The organism is Naasia lichenicola, assembly GCF_004801885.1.
Classification (GTDB): Bacteria; Actinomycetota; Actinomycetes; order Actinomycetales; family Microbacteriaceae; genus Naasia; species Naasia lichenicola.
The window spans coordinates 1034060-1050343 of record NZ_SSSM01000005.1 but is presented as its reverse complement, the minus strand read 5'-3'; the positions used below and the strand labels follow the sequence as shown (position 1 = coordinate 1050343).

General features: G+C 67.6%; 13 protein-coding genes. 4 read left to right on the top strand and 9 right to left on the bottom strand.

Going from position 1 to position 16284, the window contains the following annotated elements:
- Positions 1-14: 14 nt before the first annotated feature.
- The 3 genes from E6C64_RS16140 to E6C64_RS16130 form a co-directional block, all read right to left on the bottom strand.
- Positions 15-1523 (bottom strand): DHA2 family efflux MFS transporter permease subunit, encoded by a 1509-nt coding sequence (locus tag E6C64_RS16140; protein WP_136428629.1) that lies wholly within the window; start codon positions 1521-1523, stop codon positions 15-17.
- A 201-nt stretch (positions 1524-1724) separates the two neighbouring features.
- The gene (locus E6C64_RS16135) at positions 1725-2714 is read right to left on the bottom strand and encodes a ribonucleotide-diphosphate reductase subunit beta (protein WP_136428628.1); all 990 of its coding nucleotides are present in this window, start codon (positions 2712-2714) and stop codon (positions 1725-1727) included.
- A gap of 198 nt (positions 2715-2912) precedes the next feature.
- The gene (locus E6C64_RS16130) at positions 2913-5402 is read right to left on the bottom strand and encodes a ribonucleoside-diphosphate reductase subunit alpha (protein ID WP_136428626.1); all 2490 of its coding nucleotides are present in this window, start codon (positions 5400-5402) and stop codon (positions 2913-2915) included.
- Positions 5403-5842: 440 nt separating this feature from the next.
- Between E6C64_RS16130 and E6C64_RS16125 the strand changes: the two genes are divergently transcribed.
- Positions 5843-7051: an MFS transporter gene (locus E6C64_RS16125; protein WP_136428623.1), complete on the top strand. Its 1209-nt coding sequence runs from the start codon at positions 5843-5845 to the stop codon at positions 7049-7051.
- A gap of 169 nt (positions 7052-7220) precedes the next feature.
- Here E6C64_RS16125 and E6C64_RS16120 read toward each other — a convergent pair whose 3' ends face one another.
- Entirely contained in the window at positions 7221-7772 is a 552-nt protein-coding gene (locus E6C64_RS16120; protein ID WP_199241061.1) for an NADPH-dependent FMN reductase, read from the bottom strand.
- A gap of 240 nt (positions 7773-8012) precedes the next feature.
- On the opposite strand from E6C64_RS16120, the gene E6C64_RS16115 reads away from it, so the two are divergent.
- Positions 8013-8858 carry an aldo/keto reductase gene (locus E6C64_RS16115; RefSeq protein ID WP_136428619.1) on the top strand — a complete coding sequence of 282 codons (846 nt, stop codon included), beginning with the start codon at positions 8013-8015 and terminating at the stop codon, positions 8856-8858.
- A gap of 68 nt (positions 8859-8926) precedes the next feature.
- Here E6C64_RS16115 and E6C64_RS16110 read toward each other — a convergent pair whose 3' ends face one another.
- Positions 8927-9910, bottom strand: a complete 984-nt coding sequence (locus E6C64_RS16110) for an aldo/keto reductase (RefSeq protein ID WP_136428617.1) — start codon at positions 9908-9910, stop codon at positions 8927-8929.
- 376 nt (positions 9911-10286) lie between these two features.
- On the opposite strand from E6C64_RS16110, the gene E6C64_RS16105 reads away from it, so the two are divergent.
- Positions 10287-11234: a DUF4349 domain-containing protein gene (locus tag E6C64_RS16105; RefSeq protein ID WP_158437901.1), complete on the top strand. Its 948-nt coding sequence runs from the start codon at positions 10287-10289 to the stop codon at positions 11232-11234.
- Between the two features lie 17 nt (positions 11235-11251).
- Here E6C64_RS16105 and E6C64_RS16100 read toward each other — a convergent pair whose 3' ends face one another.
- The 4 genes from E6C64_RS16100 to E6C64_RS16085 form a co-directional block, all read right to left on the bottom strand.
- Positions 11252-12127 (bottom strand): hypothetical protein, encoded by an 876-nt coding sequence (locus E6C64_RS16100; protein ID WP_136428613.1) that lies wholly within the window; start codon positions 12125-12127, stop codon positions 11252-11254.
- A 185-nt stretch (positions 12128-12312) separates the two neighbouring features.
- Positions 12313-12726, bottom strand: a complete 414-nt coding sequence (locus E6C64_RS16095; protein WP_136428611.1) for a pilus assembly protein CpaE — start codon at positions 12724-12726, stop codon at positions 12313-12315.
- 145 nt (positions 12727-12871) lie between these two features.
- Positions 12872-14416: a catalase gene (locus E6C64_RS16090; protein ID WP_136428609.1), complete on the bottom strand. Its 1545-nt coding sequence runs from the start codon at positions 14414-14416 to the stop codon at positions 12872-12874.
- Between the two features lie 30 nt (positions 14417-14446).
- Positions 14447-14899 (bottom strand): Fur family transcriptional regulator, encoded by a 453-nt coding sequence (locus tag E6C64_RS16085; protein WP_136428607.1) that lies wholly within the window; start codon positions 14897-14899, stop codon positions 14447-14449.
- A gap of 82 nt (positions 14900-14981) precedes the next feature.
- Here E6C64_RS16085 and E6C64_RS16080 point away from each other — a divergent pair, with 82 nt between their 5' ends.
- Positions 14982-16250, top strand: coding sequence for an FAD-binding protein (locus E6C64_RS16080; protein ID WP_136428605.1), 1269 nt, complete (start codon positions 14982-14984; stop codon positions 16248-16250).
- The last annotated feature ends 34 nt before the right edge of the window (positions 16251-16284 follow it).

The following is a 16284-nucleotide window of genomic DNA, read 5'->3' as shown; positions in this document are numbered from 1 at the left end:
GGACGAGAAGACCTCTAGTGGGTCATCGCCATGTCGGGAGCGTTCACCGGACGCTTCACGAAGAGCCCGGTCACGATCGCGACCATCGAGATGCAGGCACCGACGATGAAGGCGTAATGCGTGCCCGCCGCTGCCTGGGCCGCCGCGTCACCGCCGTCGAGCTCGACACCGGAGCCGGCGATGGAGAGGACGGTGACGAACAGCGCCGCTCCTGCCGCGCCGGCGACCTGCTGCACCGTGCCGATGATGGCGCTGCCGTGAGAGTAGAGGTGCGGCTCGACCGATCCGAGCCCCGAGGTGAAGAGGGGCGTGAAGGTGAACGCCAGTCCGGCGCTGAGCAGCAGGTAGACCGCACCGATGTACAGCGGCGACGCCGCGTCGCCGGCGAACGCCAGCAGCCAGAGCGACCCGCTGACCGCGATCGTGCCGGGCAGCAGCAGCGGCTTGGGGCCGAAACGGTCGAACAGCCGTCCGACGATGGGCCCGAGCACTCCCATCAGCAGCCCGCCCGGCAGCACCAGCAGGCCGGTGACGAGCGGCTCGAGGCCGAGGGCGCTCTGCAGGTAGATGGGCAGCAGGATGATCGTGCCGAAGAGGGCGCTCATGCTGATCGCCATCGTGATGACGGTGGCGGTGAAGGTGCGTGAGCGGAACGTGCGCAGATCGAGCAGCGCGCGGTCGCGACGCTCGAGCCGCTTCTGCCGGAACACGAATCCGGCCAGTGCGAGCGCTCCGACGACGGCAGGGACCCAGGCGGGGAGGACCGCTTCGCTGCCCGATTCGCCCAGCGACGACAGGCCGTAGACCAGGCCGCCGAAGCCGAGGATCGCCAGCGGGATGGAGACGACGTCGATGGGGGCTGCCGTGCGGTCGCCGATGCTGACGACCAGGATCAGCCCGAGGATCAGAGTCGCCACCGCGATGGGCAGCACGATCCAGAAGATGAAGCGCCAGCTCAGCGAGTTGAGGATGAGCCCCGAGATCGTCGGTCCGACGGCGGGCGCCACGGAGATCACGATGGAGATGTTGCCCATCATCCGACCGCGGCTGGACGGCGGGACGAGCGTCATGACCGTCGTCATGAGCAGCGGCAGCATGATGGCCGTTCCGCTGGCCTGAACCACCCGGGCGAGCAGGAGCACCGGAAAGCCCGGCGCGAGCGCCGCGATGAGGGTTCCGCCGCTGAACAGCGACATGGCGACCCCGAAGAGGACCCGGGTGGGGAATCTCTGGATGAGGTATCCGCTGATCGGGATGACCACCGCCATGGTGAGCAGGAACGCCGTCGTCAGCCACTGGCCGACGCTCGCCTCGATGCCGAGATCCTGCATGACGCGGGGCAGGGCGACGCCCATGATCGTCTCGTTGAGGAAGACCACGAAGGTCGCGACGAGCAGCAGGCTGATGAGCGTGCGCGAACGCACACTGAGGCGGCCGTCGAGCGCACCCCGGTCCGCGTCGTTTGCCGCACTCTGAGCTGCCGAGTCGGCGCCGGTCCGGGTATCGGGAATTGTTTCGGTCATGCGGGGCATCCGATCGTTTCGAGAAGGAACGCGAAATGAACGCCGGAACTTCATCGACCGACTCGTCAAGCGTATGGCTGGCCACCGACATCCGTCGGGGCGGTTTCGGCCCACCGCAAGGTGAGCGCTTCATGGGGGAACAGCAGGAAGGGGCACTGCATTCCCGGAGACCCGGAACTGCAGCGCCCCTCTCGAGTGCAGCTACGCGCGGGCGGTGGCCTGCGCGTTGACCTCGTACGAGGTGTTGGTCGACTCGAAGAAGTTGACCAGCTGGAGGGTGTCGTTGGCGGTCGCCATCCACTTGGCCGGGTTGGAGACGTTGTACTCGGGGTCGAAGCCGAGCTCCTCGAGCCGACGGTCGGCCAGGTACTTCACGTACTGGTTGATGTAGTTCGCGTTGAGGCCGAGGATGCCGCCGGGCAGCAGGTCGTGGTTGTACTGCTCCTCCATGGCGACCGCGTCGGTGATCATCTTCTTGATCTCCGCGGCGAACTCCTCGGTCTGCAGATCCTCGTTCTCCTCGAGCACGGTGAGGATGAGGTTGATCCCGAACTTGAGGTGCAGGCTCTCATCGCGCACGATCCAGTCGACGAGCGAGCCGAAGTTGCGCAGCAGGTTCCGCTGACGGAACGACAGCGCGACCATGAAGCCCGAGTAGAACCAGATGCCCTCGAGGATGATGTTGTAGGCGACGAGGTTGCGGACGAAGTCCTTCTTGCCCGCGGTGGTCGAGATGTCGAGCTGCTGCTCGGTCATCCGGCGGATGAATCCGACCTCGAACTCCTCCTTCGCGCGCATCGACGGCACGTCGACGTGGGAGGCGTAGGCCTCTTCGCGGTCGATCGGGAAGGTCTCGAGCACGTACTCGAAGGACATGCAGTGGTTGGCCTCCTCCCACATCTGCTTCGCGAGGTAGAGGTGCGCCTCGGGAGCGTTGAGGTAGGGGTAGACGCCGAACGCGAGCGCCTTGTTCACGAGCAGCTCGCTCGGGTTGAAGTAGCTCATCAGGAACGTGATCGCGTGACGCTCCTCGTCGGTCATCCGCTTGAAGTCGGCGATGTCCTCGCCCAGCTGGATCTCGTTCGGGAACCAGGTGTTGGCCACTGCCTGCTCGTAGAGGTCCATCGCCCACTTGTAGCGGACGGGCTTGAGGAGGAGTCCTTCTTGAATGCCTGTGCCGAGGATGCCCATGGTGTCTGCTCGTTTCTGGTCTGAGGTGGTCCGCGCCGCTCGATCGGCCGCGCTCCGGGTCGTTCCGGGTGAAGTCTGTGCCCCGCCTTCTGGAGTACTCCCCCTACCTGGTTCAACGCCCAGGGAGGCGGGATAGTTCCGGTCTACGGGGTCGGGAACACCCCGCGCGAGGACTCTCGCGCGGGGTGTTCCCGGTTGCTACGCGTTCTCCTTGCTGACGCCGCCGAAGCCGAAGCCACGACGAGCGGGAGCGGTGGCGACCTGGGCGGGCGCCGCCGAGGACGACGTGTTCCCGGCAGGAGCCGCCGAGCCGAAGCCGCGCTTCTGCCCGTCGCCGATGCCCTCGGACTTGTTGACCTTGACCGTGGACTGCTCGGCCGTGTGACGCGGCTTCATGTGCAGGTAGTAGGTCGTCTTCACGCCGCGCTCCCAGGCCGCGAAGTAGATGTCCATCATGTCGCCGAGGTCACGCGTCTCGAGATACATGTTGCGGCTGATCGCCTGGTCGATCCACTTCTGCGCACGGGCCGCGACCTCGAGGAAGGCGTACGGCGAGAGCTGGAAGCTCGTCTTGTACACGGCCTTGATAGAGTCGGGGATCGCGTCGATGCCCTGGATGTCTCCCTGGCTGCGCAGGATCGGCTCCCGCACGCGCTCCCAGAGACCGAGGCCCTGGAGGTCGCTGACCAGATTGCGGTTGACCTCGAGGAACTTGCCCGACGAGGTCGAGCGGCTGAAGATCTGCGAGAACTGCGGGTCGAGGCCAGGCGTGGTGCCGGCGACGAGGCCGATCGACGCCGTGGGGGCGATGGCCATCAGGGTGGCGTTGCGCATGCCGCCCTTGACCTTCTCCCGCAGGGCGTCCCAGTCGAGGCGCGTGGTGCGGTTCACCTTGATGGGCGTTCCGCGGTCCGCCTCGGTGAGCGCGATCGAGTCGAGCGGCACCATGCCCTGCGACCAGCGCGAGCCCGGGAAGTTGGCGTAGGCGCCGCGGCTCTGCGCGAGGTCGGCCGACTCGTCGATCGCCGCGTAGGAGACGTGCTCCATGATCTCGTCGATCAGGTCGTAGGCCGCTTCGCTCTCGTACGAGATGCCGAGCTTCTCCACGACGTCGGTGAAGCCCATGACACCCAGGCCGATCGCGCGGTTCTGCTGGTTGGAGAAGTCCGCCTCGTTCACGCTCGAGAGCGTGATGTCGATGAGGTTGTCCAGCTGACGGACGGCCAGTCGGGCGCTGCGGTCGACCTGCGCCCAGTCGAAGCCGAGCGTTCCGTCTTCGGCCTCGATGAGGTGGCGGGACAGGTTGATCGAGGCCAGGTTGCAGACGGAGACGTTGTCGCGGTCCTGCGGCAGGCAGATCTCGGTGCAGAGGTTGGAGAGATGGATGGTGCCCGTGTTGTTGTTCAGCGCACGGTTGTTGATCGTGTCCTTCCAGGTCAGCCACGGGTGGCTGGTGGTCTGCAGGGCGACGAGGATCGACTTGAACTGCTCACGGGCCTTGATCCGCTTGAACATGTTCATCTCGCCGGCCTCGGCCTTGGCGACGTACTCCTCGTAGCGGGCGCTGAACGCCTTGCCGTAGAGCTCGCCGAGGTCTTGGACCTCGAGCGGGTCGAAGAGGTACCAGTCCTGGTCGTTCTGGACGCGCTTCATGAACTCGTCGGAGATCCAGACGGCCGTGTTGGCGGTGCGGGTGCGGCGGTAGGGGTCGCCGGAGTTGGCACGCAGGTCGAGGAACTCGGGGAAGTCGAGGTGCCAGTTCTCCATGTAGAAGCAGAGGGCGCCGAACTTCTTGCCGCCGCGGCTGACGGCGCGGAGGATCGAGTCGATCGTGTGCATGAACGGGATCGGGCCCGTCGAGGTGGTGTTGTTCGATCGGATGGGCGATCCCTGCGCCCGCAGCTTGCTGACCGACAGGCCGATGCCGCCGGTGCCCTTGGTGAGCCACATGACATCGCGCGTGGTCTTCGCGATGTGCTCGATGTCGTCCTGCATCTCCATGACGAAGCAGTTGGACAGCTGCGGGAACTTGGTGCCCGCGTTGACGAGGGTGCTTCCGGCGGCCAGGTAGTCGAGGCGGCTCATGCTCTCGTAGAACTCGATGGCCGCCGAGGTGGCGTCGGCCTCGTTGAGCGACAGGCCCATGGCGATGCGCATCCAGAAGTACTGGGGCACCTCGAGCGGGTCGTTGTTGCGGGCCTTGATGCCGTAGCGGTTGTTCAGCGTGACGACGCCGATGTACTTGAGCAGCTCGTCGTGGGCCGGCTCGAGGGCGGCGCTCAAGCGGTCGAGGTCGAACAGGTCGGTGAGGCGCGGGTCGAGGAGGTCCTCGGCGACGCCGCGCTCGACGTATCCGCGGAACTTCTCCGCGTGCAGGGCCTTCAGCTCGTCGGCGGTCTCGTAGTCGCCGAGCACGCGCTTGTAGATGGTCTTGAGCAGCAGACGGGCGGCGACCGTGTCGAAGGCCGGGTCGTCCTTGACGTTCTGCAGGGCGACCTGGATGACTGCCTCGTCGAGCTGCTGGGTGGTGATGCCGTCGAAGAGCGTCAGCTCGAGCTCTGAGGCGATCTGGGTGACCCAGGTGATGTTCTCGTCGAGACCGGCGCTCGCACGCTCGATCGCGAGGTTGATCTTGTTGGCGTCATAGGGCTCGCGGCCCCCGTTGCGCTTCACGACGGTTATTGCCATGGTGCCTCCAAAAGACGGGTCGACGAAACGACCTCGGACGACTCCCCCACGAAGCCGTTGCGATGCTGACGGTGGTGCTGATGTTGATGCGCCCGCACTCGATTCACGAGCCGGGATACTCCACGATGCTGCTCAGCCGGTTTTCCATCCGGCTGCCTGTTCAGGACTCGTCTCCGGATGCCGGGCCACCCGAAGGCCGGCACCCGGAAGACGATTCCGATCGATCGAAAACCTGGGCATTCCGAGCCACCCGAAGACCGGAAGACCGTGCGGTTGTTCGACCAGGAATCACTATATATGGGGTCTGATCCATTTCCATCCCCTAGGTGTAGTGGCGTGTCGTGCACATCGTGTGCATAACCGACCGGATTTATCCACACCGTAGGCCACACCCCAGACACTTGCTGGCCCCTAGACTTCAGAGGCTGTGAGTAGGTCCTGTGAGTAGCTACGGAGAACTCCTCCGCACCCCCGGCGTGTCGCGGATCATGGCCGCGCAGCTCACGGCGCGGCTGCCCAGCGGCATGCTCTCGCTGGGTCTGCTGCTGCACATCGAGCGCACGACCGGCTCATACGGAGCGGCCGGACTGGTCCTCGCCGCGCTCAGCGTCGGACAGGCCATCTCCGGTCCTGCGACCAGCCGGCTGATGGTCGAACTGGGCCTCCGGCGCGTGCTGCTGACCAGCACCATCCTCTGCAGCATCTTCGTCACCACGATCGTCCTGGCGGAGCTGCCGGTCTTCGGGTACATGGCGGTGGCGTTCCTCTCGGGCCTCACCTTCCCGCCGGTCTCGTCGGCCGTGCGCACCATCTACCCGAAGATGGTGAACTCGCGTCAGCTCACCCCGCTGTTCTCCCTCGACGCAGCCCTCCAGGAGCTGATCTGGATCGGTGGACCGGTCCTGGTGACGTTCATCTCCACACAGATCAGCACCGTGCTCGGCATCCTCGTGTCGGTGGCCCTCCTGATCGGCGGCGGCATCTGGTTCATCTCCTCGCCGGAGGTCGGACGCGTGCGCATCCCGCGCAGCAAGCGCCGCTTCGGCGTGGTGCTGACCCGACCGACGGTGCTGCTCGCGACCGTGATCGGCTTCCTGCTGATCGGCTCGTGCGCGGCCATCGAGACCTCGGTGGTCGCGACCTTCGGAGACGGCGACGCGTCGGCCGGCATCGTGCTGGCCATCTGGTCGGTCGGCTCCCTGGCGGGCGGACTGCTCTTCGGGCACGTGCCGATCGGGCCGTGGGCGCTGTTCCGCCGGCTGCTGATCGTCACCGTCGGACTCGGCGCCGCGGCCTTCGCCTTCGGCTTCTGGTGGATCGCCCTCACCCTGGTGGTCTCGGGGCTCGGCCTGGCACCCGCGCTGGCGGTGCTGTCGACGATCACCTCGGCGACCGTGAAGTTCAGCGACACCGCCGAGGCCTACGGCTGGGTGAACACGGGCCAGCTGATCGGCGCGGCGCTGGGCTCTGCTCTCGCCGGCGTGATCATCGATCAGAACGGCTCGCAGGGCGGCTTCCTCGTGGCCGTCGGGCTCGTGGCCGCATGCCTGGGCGTCGCCGCGATCGGGTCGCGCTGGTCCCCCGATCTGCGCAACCGCGACGCGGGCCCGATCCCGGACACCGCGCCGGTCCCCGTCCAGCCCAGCTGACCAGCGCCGCCCAGCGAGCTCGGCCCGCTGGCTCCACTCGGCCACCTTTCGCCCGCGCTCGGCCACCTTTGGGTGCCTTCGGCCACCTTTCGAAGGGTGGCCGAACGGACCTCACGGTGGCCGACGGAATCGAAAGGTGGCCGAACGCGCCCCGGGCAGGGCCGAGCGCTCAGCCGCGGAGGGGCTTGAGCGCCTCCGACAGGGCGATGGCCTCGGCGACGGCGACCTCGAGCCGGGTGCGGTGGGTCTCTGTGGGCTCGAAGACGCCCTCGTCGTTGATGTGGTTGGTCGGGAAGTTGATCTCCGGGTTGGTGACCGTCGGAACCAGCCCGACTCCGACCAGAGCCGGCTGGAGTAGCACGACGCCCCGGGTGCCGGCGGAGACGCCGCCGTAGCTCACCGTCACTACTGCCTTGCGCTTCCACTCGTGGTGCAGGAAGTCGAGCGCGTTCTTGATCACCGGCGAGAAGCTGTGGTTGTACTCGGGAACGACGATCACGAATGCGTCCGCCGCAGCCACCCGCTCGCTCCACGCGATGGTGTGCGGCTTGGTGTAGCTGCGCAGGATGGGGTGGTTGGGCTCGTCCATGAACGGCAGAGCCACCTCTGCGAGATCGGCGAGATCGACCTCGACTCCCGCAGTCGCTTCCAGCTCGCTCACGACCCAGGCGCCGATCGGCAGACCGACCCGGCCCGGTCGAACGCTTCCGATGATGACCATGATGCGCGTCATATGCCGCGAGTTCCCTTCGTCGCGGCCTGACGGCCGACGGAATGCTGCGGCGACACCGACACAGGCAGGGCGCGATGCCCTGTCACGCCAACCGTGATCGGACGGGCCGTATTCCTACAGTCGGCCGCGACTGCCGGGTCGCCGATCCGCGGGACCCGACCACCCAGACCCCACCGCCTAAATCCCGCCGCCCGGATCTCACCGGATCGGCTCGGAGATAATCGGACGATGGTCGCTCCCACCCTCTCCCCCGTCCTCCCCCTGCTCGACGGCAACTCGATCCCCCAGCTCGGGCTCGGGGTCTACAAGGTGTCGGACGCCGATGCGGCCACCGCGATCGGACACGCGCTGGAGGTCGGCTACCGACACGTCGACACCGCGTCGCTCTATGAGAACGAAGCGGCCGTGGGTGCCGCGATCCGCTCATCCGACGTGCCTCGGGGCGAGCTGTTCGTGACCACCAAGGTCGGCAACGGCGATCACGGCTACGACGCCGCCCGGCGCGCCTTCGATGTCAGCCTCGGCAAGCTCGGCCTGGACTACGTCGACCTCTATCTCATCCACTGGCCGGTGCCCAGTCAGGATCTGTACGTCGAGACCTGGCGGGCCCTGCAGGCCATCAAGGCCTCAGGCCGTGCGCGTTCGATCGGCGTCTCGAACTTCGCTACCCATCACATCGACCGGCTGATCGCGGACGGCGGAGAGCTTCCCGTGCTCAACCAGGTCGAGCTGCACCCGTGGCTGCCTCAGGCCGACCTGCGGGCGTACGACGCGGAGCACGGCATCCTCACCGAGGCGTGGTCACCGCTCGCCCGTGGTCGGATCCTGGGCGATCCATCCACCGAGACGACCGTCCTCGACGACCTCGCCGAGAAGCACGGCCGCTCCCCCGCGCAGATCGTGATCCGCTGGCACGTCCAGCTCGGCAACGTCGTCATCCCCAAGTCGGTCACCCCCTCGAGGATCGAGGAGAACTTCGCTGTGTTCGACTTCGAGCTGGATGACGACGATCTCGCCGCGATCGCGACCCTCGAGACGGGTGTGCGCACCGGCCGCGACCCCGACGACGACTGAGACGGACCGCGAGTTGCCCAGTTCTGCCGCCTGGAGCGCTCCGCAGGCGGCAGAACTGGGCAGCTCACCTACCAGCGCGGGTGGACGCTCTCGCGGAAGTACTCGTCGTAGATGCGCGTGACGCCCGCGCGGAAGTCCTCGCCCAGATCCGCGAGCTCGCCGGCTGCCGCATTCGACTGCGCCTGCGCGACGCTGCGCGCGCCGGGGATGACCGTGCTGACGCCATCCAGCTGAGCGATCCAGGCGAGCGCCGCCTGGGCGGGTGTGGCGCCCTCGGGAACGAGATCCGCGAAGGCGTGGGCCGCCTCCACGCCCTTCTCGAACGGCACGCCCGAGAACGTCTCGCCGACGTCGAACGCCTCGCCCGAGCGGTTGTAGGTGCGGTGGTCGTCCGCCGCGAACGTGGTCTCGCGGGTGTACTTCCCGCTCAATAGGCCCGACGCGAGCGGCACGCGGGCGATGATGCCGACACCGGCCGCCTGCGCCGCCGGCAGAACCTCGTCGAGGGGCTTGAGCCGGAAGGCGTTGAGGATGATCTGGACCGACGCAGTGCCGGGTCGGGCGATGGCGGACAGCGCCTGGCTCGTCTCCTCGACGCTGACGCCGTAGGCCGCGATCGCACCGTCGGCCACGAGGGTGTCCAGAGCGTCGTAGACGGCGTCCGAATCGATCACCTCGGTCGGAGGGCAGTGCAGCTGGACGAGGTCGAGCGTGTCGACCTTCAGGTTGGCGCGCGACCGGTCGGTCCATGCCCGGAAGTTCGCCAGCGTGTAGTTCTCCGCGAGCTGCGGCATCCGCCGCCCCATCTTGGTCGCCACGGTGATGCCATGGCCGGGGTTGGCGGCGAGATACTCGCCGATGAAGCTCTCGCTGCGGCCGTCGCCATAGACATCCGCGGTGTCGAAGAAGGTGACGCCCGCCTCCACGGCTGCGTCGAGCACGGCGTTCGCCTCTGCGGCATCCACGTCACCCCAGTCGGCGCCGAGCTGCCAGGTGCCGAGTCCGATCACGGAGACGGATCGGCCGGTGCGGCCGAGAGTGCGGTGATCCATGGAGCCTCCTTTTCGTTCTGCGCCGCCGGTGGGTCGGCGGCGTTCCGGGCACAGAAAAGCCGCCCGGCGACTCCATTGTCCCGCGTACCCGAATACGCATCGGACAAGAGTCGAGCCGGACGGCCCGCCGAAGCTGAATGCTTCAGCTCGAAGTGTGGATAAGTTCTGCGAACCCCCCAAACGGGGGCTCGGTTTCCACCGTAACCCCGGTCGTCTCAGCCGGTCCTCGTCTCTCAGGATCCTCACGGACAATGCGGACGAAACACCCGATCTGGCCACGGAACGGTAACGATCACGGCCTTTCCCAGCGCGCGATGGCGGTCGGATCTACCGTCATGCCATGCGCGATCGACGAGGTTCCGCGATAGGCGGATCAGTGGCACTTCTCCTCACCGCACTGCTTCTCAGCGGCTGTGCGATGAACCAGAGCGGAGCGAGCGACACCGGCTCCGGGTCGTCCGGAAGCGGAGTCGCCCCCGGCCTGGCCGAGCCAGGCGTCGCGGTTCCCGCCGAGGGCGACGCAGCGGGTGCATCCGACTCCGCCGTGCGCGACGTGGTCACCACCGGGTCGCTGCAGCTGGTCGTCGACGATCCGATCCGATCCGCGGACGACGTGAGCGCGCTCGTCCTGGCGACGGGCGGGCGCCTCGACTCCATCTCCCAGTACCCGAAGAGCGACTACCGGCCCGCGAGCGCGACTCTGCTCGCCCGGATCCCCGAGGACAGGCTCGACCAGGCGCTGCTCGACCTCAAGGGGCTCGGCACCGTCCAGTCCCTCTCCACCGATTCGACCGACGTCACGCAGCAGACCACTGACTACGAGGTGCGGATCGCCACCCTCCAGGCCGCTGTCGATCGTCTGCGGGCTCTGCTCTCCACCGCGACGGATACATCGGACCTCATCGAGATCGAGACGGCGCTGACCAGCCGGGAGGGCGATCTCGAGAGCCTCAAGGCGCAGCGCGACTCGCTCGCCGAGCAAGTGGCCTTCGCGACCATCTCGATCACGCTGTCGACCCCGGCCGAGGTCGGCACTGCGGCGCCGGGCACCTTCCTCGACGGGCTGCTCGCCGGCTTCAACTCGCTCATGCTGACGCTCGCGGGTCTGCTGATCGCGTTCGGAGCCGCGCTGCCCTGGCTGGTGTTCCTCGCCATCGTCGCCGCGATAGTGCTGCTGATCGTCCGCTTCACCCGGCGCCGGCGCCGGGTACGTCTCGCGGCGGCGCGAGCCGCGGCTGACGCTGCGGCCGTCCGGCGCGAACCGGTGGCCGCGAGTGCGGGCGGCTCGGCGGATGCGGACACGACCGGCGGAACGACGCCGTAGTCGAGTGGGCGACGACCTCAGATGGAGTGGCGGGAGCCGATCTTGCGGCGGCGCAGGACCACGGAGAACGCGGCGCAGCCGATGCTGATGGCCGACATGCCCACCACGATCGCGAGCATGCCCGTGTCATTCGGCGAGACGATCGGCGATCCGGTCGCAGACGCCTGGTCCGAGAGCAGCACAGGGCTGGGGTCGATGCTGACCGGGAGCTGCGAGCGCGTCTCCTTGATGGCATCCGACGCTGCCTCGGTCTGAACCTCGGTGAGCGCGGGAGGGGTCGCGACGGCAGCCGCGATGGAGACGGGTGCCGTTGTGATGGCGCCGCTCGCGGAGGTCGTCGTGGTGCGCGATGTCGACCCACTGCTGCTGGAGTTCGAGGTCGAACCTCCGGAGGTGGATCCGCTGGTGGATCCATTGCTGGTCGAGGCGCCGGATGAACCGCTGCCTGCGGTGCCGCCCGACGTTGCGGGCTGGGACGCCTGCGGCTGGGTGGGAGCAGACGTTGTGGGCGCTTCGGACGGCGCTTCTGAAGGAGCGGTCGACGGAGACTCACTCGGAGCAGCTGATGGCTCGGTGGTCACCGGAGGCTCGGGATTGGTCGGCTCTGTGGTCGGTGGCTGAGAAGCTGGGTAGGTCGTGAACTCGACGAGCCCTGTGTCCGTCGCGCAGGTGGCGGTTCCGCCCGCCAGGACCCACTCCGAGTAGTCGACGACGTTGTCGGGTGAGCTCCCATTGTTCCCGTCGAGTGCAGCGAACTGCGAAGCGTCCGCTGACGTAATGACTGCCGCCGCCGCCCCACAGGTGTCGGCGATCGCGGGCGCGGAGACGGCGAGCGCCATCCCGCTGCCCACCAGGACCGCGAACGTCAGTCCCCCGACTGTTCTCCCCCGCATGCGTGATCGCCTCTCTCAGTGCCCCCTGGCGCATCGACCGTGCTGAGCAGTCGGATCCGCCATCCTCCCCTCATGATCCCCCGTTCGGGGGTGGACCCGCCAGTCCGACCCGCTGTCCGCTTCCGATGGGGGCGTGGAACGGCGGATTCGGGGTCAGCAGAGCGACCGCGGCGGGCTTCTCAGCGTCAGCTCGAGCTGGCCGACACCAGCTGCAGCAGCGCGCGGCCGTAGGCGTCATCCGCCGTGGAGGCCGTGAATTCACGATCGGTCCCCTGGAACACGATGGAGACCGTGTACTCGGCGTCGATCCCGTCACCGATCCGGAGACTGCGGAAGGTGCCGCGCAGCATCGCCCGCAGCTGGTCCTCGCGAGGCAGCCAGAGCGCGTCGTCCACGCCCACCGAGTCGAGCGCCCATTCGGTCGTGCCGTTGAAGCCGAGCACCGTTCCGGATGGGAAGGTGTGCGCTTCGACCGTCATCTCGCTGACGGTGTAGACGTCGAGCATCTCGGCCTGGTCGACGAGGAATCGGTCGCCCGACTCGGGAGTCCAGCGCAGCCCGGACGCTCGCAGCTCTCTTGCGAGCGGCACGGAGATCATCCGCTCATTATGCGCGCCCCACCTCCGCGCCCCACCCTGCTCGCCCACCAGACCAAATCAAGGAGTTTCTCGCCCGAAGGCCCTCCGATCCGCATGACTGCGTCGGCGGGAGGCGGCAACTCCTTGATTCGGTCGGTGTGCGTGGCTAGACGGTCAGCGCGACGTCGCTCTCGGACTCGCGGTTGAGACCGGCCGCGTTCGGCGGCGCAGCCGCTGCGTCGAGCTCACGAGTCGCCAACAGCGCCTCGACCCGCTCGCCCAGGTTCTGGTCGACGTTCTTCCAGTACTGGATCGCGCGCGCCTTGATCTCGGGGATCGTGACCTGGCCGACGTGCCCGGCGATGTTGTTCACCAGTCGCTCACGAGCTGCGTCGTCGAGCACCTCGCGGACGAGGGTGCCGGCCTGGCCGAAGTCGTCGTCCTCGGCGTGCAGGGTTGCTGCAGTCCGCTGCAGCTCGCCGTCGCTCTCCCAGCCGCCGGTGTCGCCGGCGGCCTCAGCGGACGCGGCCGGCCCGCCGAACGAGTTCGGGGCGTACACCGGGGTCGACGCCGCATTGAACGAATATCGGGCCGCACCGTCCTTGGAGTAGGAGTTCACAGGAGCGGCGTGAGGTGCGTTCACCGGCAGCTGGGCATGGTTCGTGCCCACCCGGTAGCGGTGCGCGTCCGCATAGCTGAAGATGCGGGCGAGCAGCATCTTGTCCGGGCTAGCGGCGATGCCGGGCACGAAGTTCGACGGGGCGAAGGTCGCCTGCTCGATCTCGGCGAAGTAGTTCGCCGGGTTGCGGTTGAGGGTCAGCGTGCCGACCTTGTGCAGCGGGTAGTCCCCGTGCGGCCAGACCTTGGTCAGGTCGAACGGATTGAACCGGTAGGTGGCCGCATCCGCGTAGGGCATGATCTGCACCGACAGGGTCCAGCTCGGGAAGTCGCCGCGGTCGATCGCCTCGCCGAGGTCGCGGATGTGGAAGTCCGCGTCCTCGCCGGCGATCTGGTTGGCCTGCTCCTGGGACAGGATCTCGATGCCCTGGTTGGTCTTGAAGTGGTACTTGACCCAGAACCGCTCGCCGGCGGCGTTGATCCACTGGTAGGTGTGCGATCCGAAGCCGTCCATGTGCCGCCATGATGCGGGCAGGCCGCGGTCCCCCATCAGCCAGGTGACCTGGTGCGCCGACTCGGGCGAAAGCGACCAGAAGTCCCACTGCATGTCGTTGTTGCGCAGATGGGATCCGGGCAGCCGCTTCTGCGAGTGGATGAAGTCGGGGAACTTGATGCCGTCGCGGATGAAGAAGATCGGGGTGTTGTTGCCGACGAGGTCGTAGTTGCCCTCGGTCGTGTAGAACTTCAGCGCGAAGCCGCGCGGATCGCGCCAGGTGTCAGGGCTGCCCTGCTCGCCGGCCACGGTCGAGAAGCGGGCGAGGGTCTCGGTGACCACGCCGGGCTGGAAGAGCGCGGCCCGCGTGTAGGCGGACACGTCTTCGGTGACCTCGAGGGTTCCGAAGGCTCCGCCGCCCTTCGCGTGCACGATGCGCTCGGGCACCTTCTCGCGGTTGAACTGGGCGAGCTTCTCGACCAGGTAGTGGTCATGCAGGGCGATGGGGCCATCCGCGCCGACGCTCTGCGAGTGGGCGTCGCTGGCGACGGGTGCACCGGAGTTGGTCGTGGTGGGTGGGTTCGTGGTCGTGTCGGTCATGCGTCCCTATCCGGTCGTTTTCGGTTCGTCCTACGTGGATCGCTCGACCCGTTCCGCCGCCTGGCATGCCGGGCACAGTCCCCAGAAGGTGACCTCCGCGGTCTGGATCCGCCATGCCTGTGCCGATCCGCCGCCTGCATCCGAGGGATGCAGGCAGGGCGCGGAGCCTGCCACGCAATCCACGTCGCCGACGGCGCCGCAGGCGCTGCAGATGACGTGATGGTGGTTGTCCCCGACGCGCCGCTCGTACAGCGCGGGCGAGCCCGCCGGCTCGATGCGGCGGAGGATCCCCGCCTCGGTCAGAGCTGCGAGCACGACGTACACCGATTGCACGGTGATGTCGGGCTGCTGCTCCTGGACGGCGCGGTGGATGCTCTCGGTGTCGGCGTGCGAGCGCGAGTCGAGCGCTGTGAGCACCGCGATCCGCTGGCTCGTCACGCGCAGACCTGCTGCGCGGAGGAGGTCCTGCGGATCGGTGCTCACCCGTTCAGCTAATCAGTAGTTATGAATCATTCATAATCAGCCGTGCATCCCGCGCTCGTCGCCGCCGATTAGGTTGGGCCTCATGACGGACTCCACGAGCGATGCTGGATCGAACTGGGCGGGCACCCACCGGTATGGGGCCGCGGCGCTGCATCGTCCGACGACGATCGGCGAGGCGCAGGCTCTGGTGGCGGGCGCGACGCGCATCCGCGCCCTCGGATCGCGCCACTCGTTCAACGACCTCGCCGACACGGACGGCGTATTGATCAGCCTCGCGGAGCTCGAAGACGAGCCGCTGATCGACGCAGAGGCATCGACCGTGACCGTGACCGGCGGCACCAGCTACGGTGAGCTCGCCGTCTTCCTCGAGCAGCGCGGCTGGGCCCTGCACAACATGGGCTCGCTCCCCCACATCTCCATCGCCGGAGCGACCGCCACCGGAACGCACGGCTCAGGCGATCGCAACGGGAGCCTCTCCTCCGCCGTCGTCGCCGTCGAGCGGATCGGAGCCGACGGCGATCTCGTGCGGCTCAGCGATCGGGATCCGGACTTCGCCGGAGCCGTCATCGCTCTCGGTGCGATCGGCGTCGTCACCCGGCTGACGCTGCGGATCCAGCCCAGCTACCAGGTGCGACAGGACGTCTTCGTCGACCTGCCGTGGTCGACCGCGCGTGCCGAGCTGGACGCCATCATGGCCAGCGCCTACAGCGTGAGCCTGTTCACCGACTGGCGTGAGAGCGCCGTGCAGCAGGTCTGGGTCAAGACGCGGATCGGCGAGGCGGAGCCGGATCCCGGGTCGGGATTCTTCGGGGCCGCCTCCGCGGGCGAGAAGGTGATGTCGCCGGCGGACGAGGGGCATGACAACACCACGACCCAGGGCGGACTGCCGGGGCCGTGGTCCGAGCGCCTCCCCCACTTCCGGCTGGATGCGACGCCGAGCAACGGCGATGAGATCCAGACCGAGTACTTCGTGGATCGCACCCGCGCCATCGAGGCCGTGACCGCCGTGCATGGGCTGCGGGAGCTGCTGCAGCCGCACCTGCTGATCAGCGAGCTGCGATCCGTGGCGGGCGACTCGCAGTGGCTGAGCCCGACCCGCGGTGCTGCCAGCCTGGCCATCCACTTCACCTGGAAGAACCATCCGACCGAGGTCCGCGCCCTGCTGCCCACCCTCGAGGCGGCGCTCGCGCCCTTCGATGCCCGCCCGCACTGGGGCAAGTGGTTCGCGTTGGCTGCTGACGACGTCGTGCCGAAGTATCCGCACCTTGCGGCCTTCCGGAACCTGGCCGACCGGATGGATCCAACGGGCAAGTTCCGCAACGCCTACCTGCAGCGCGTCCTCGGGTTGTAAGCGGCCCCTCATCGGAACATCCGCCCGACAAAAG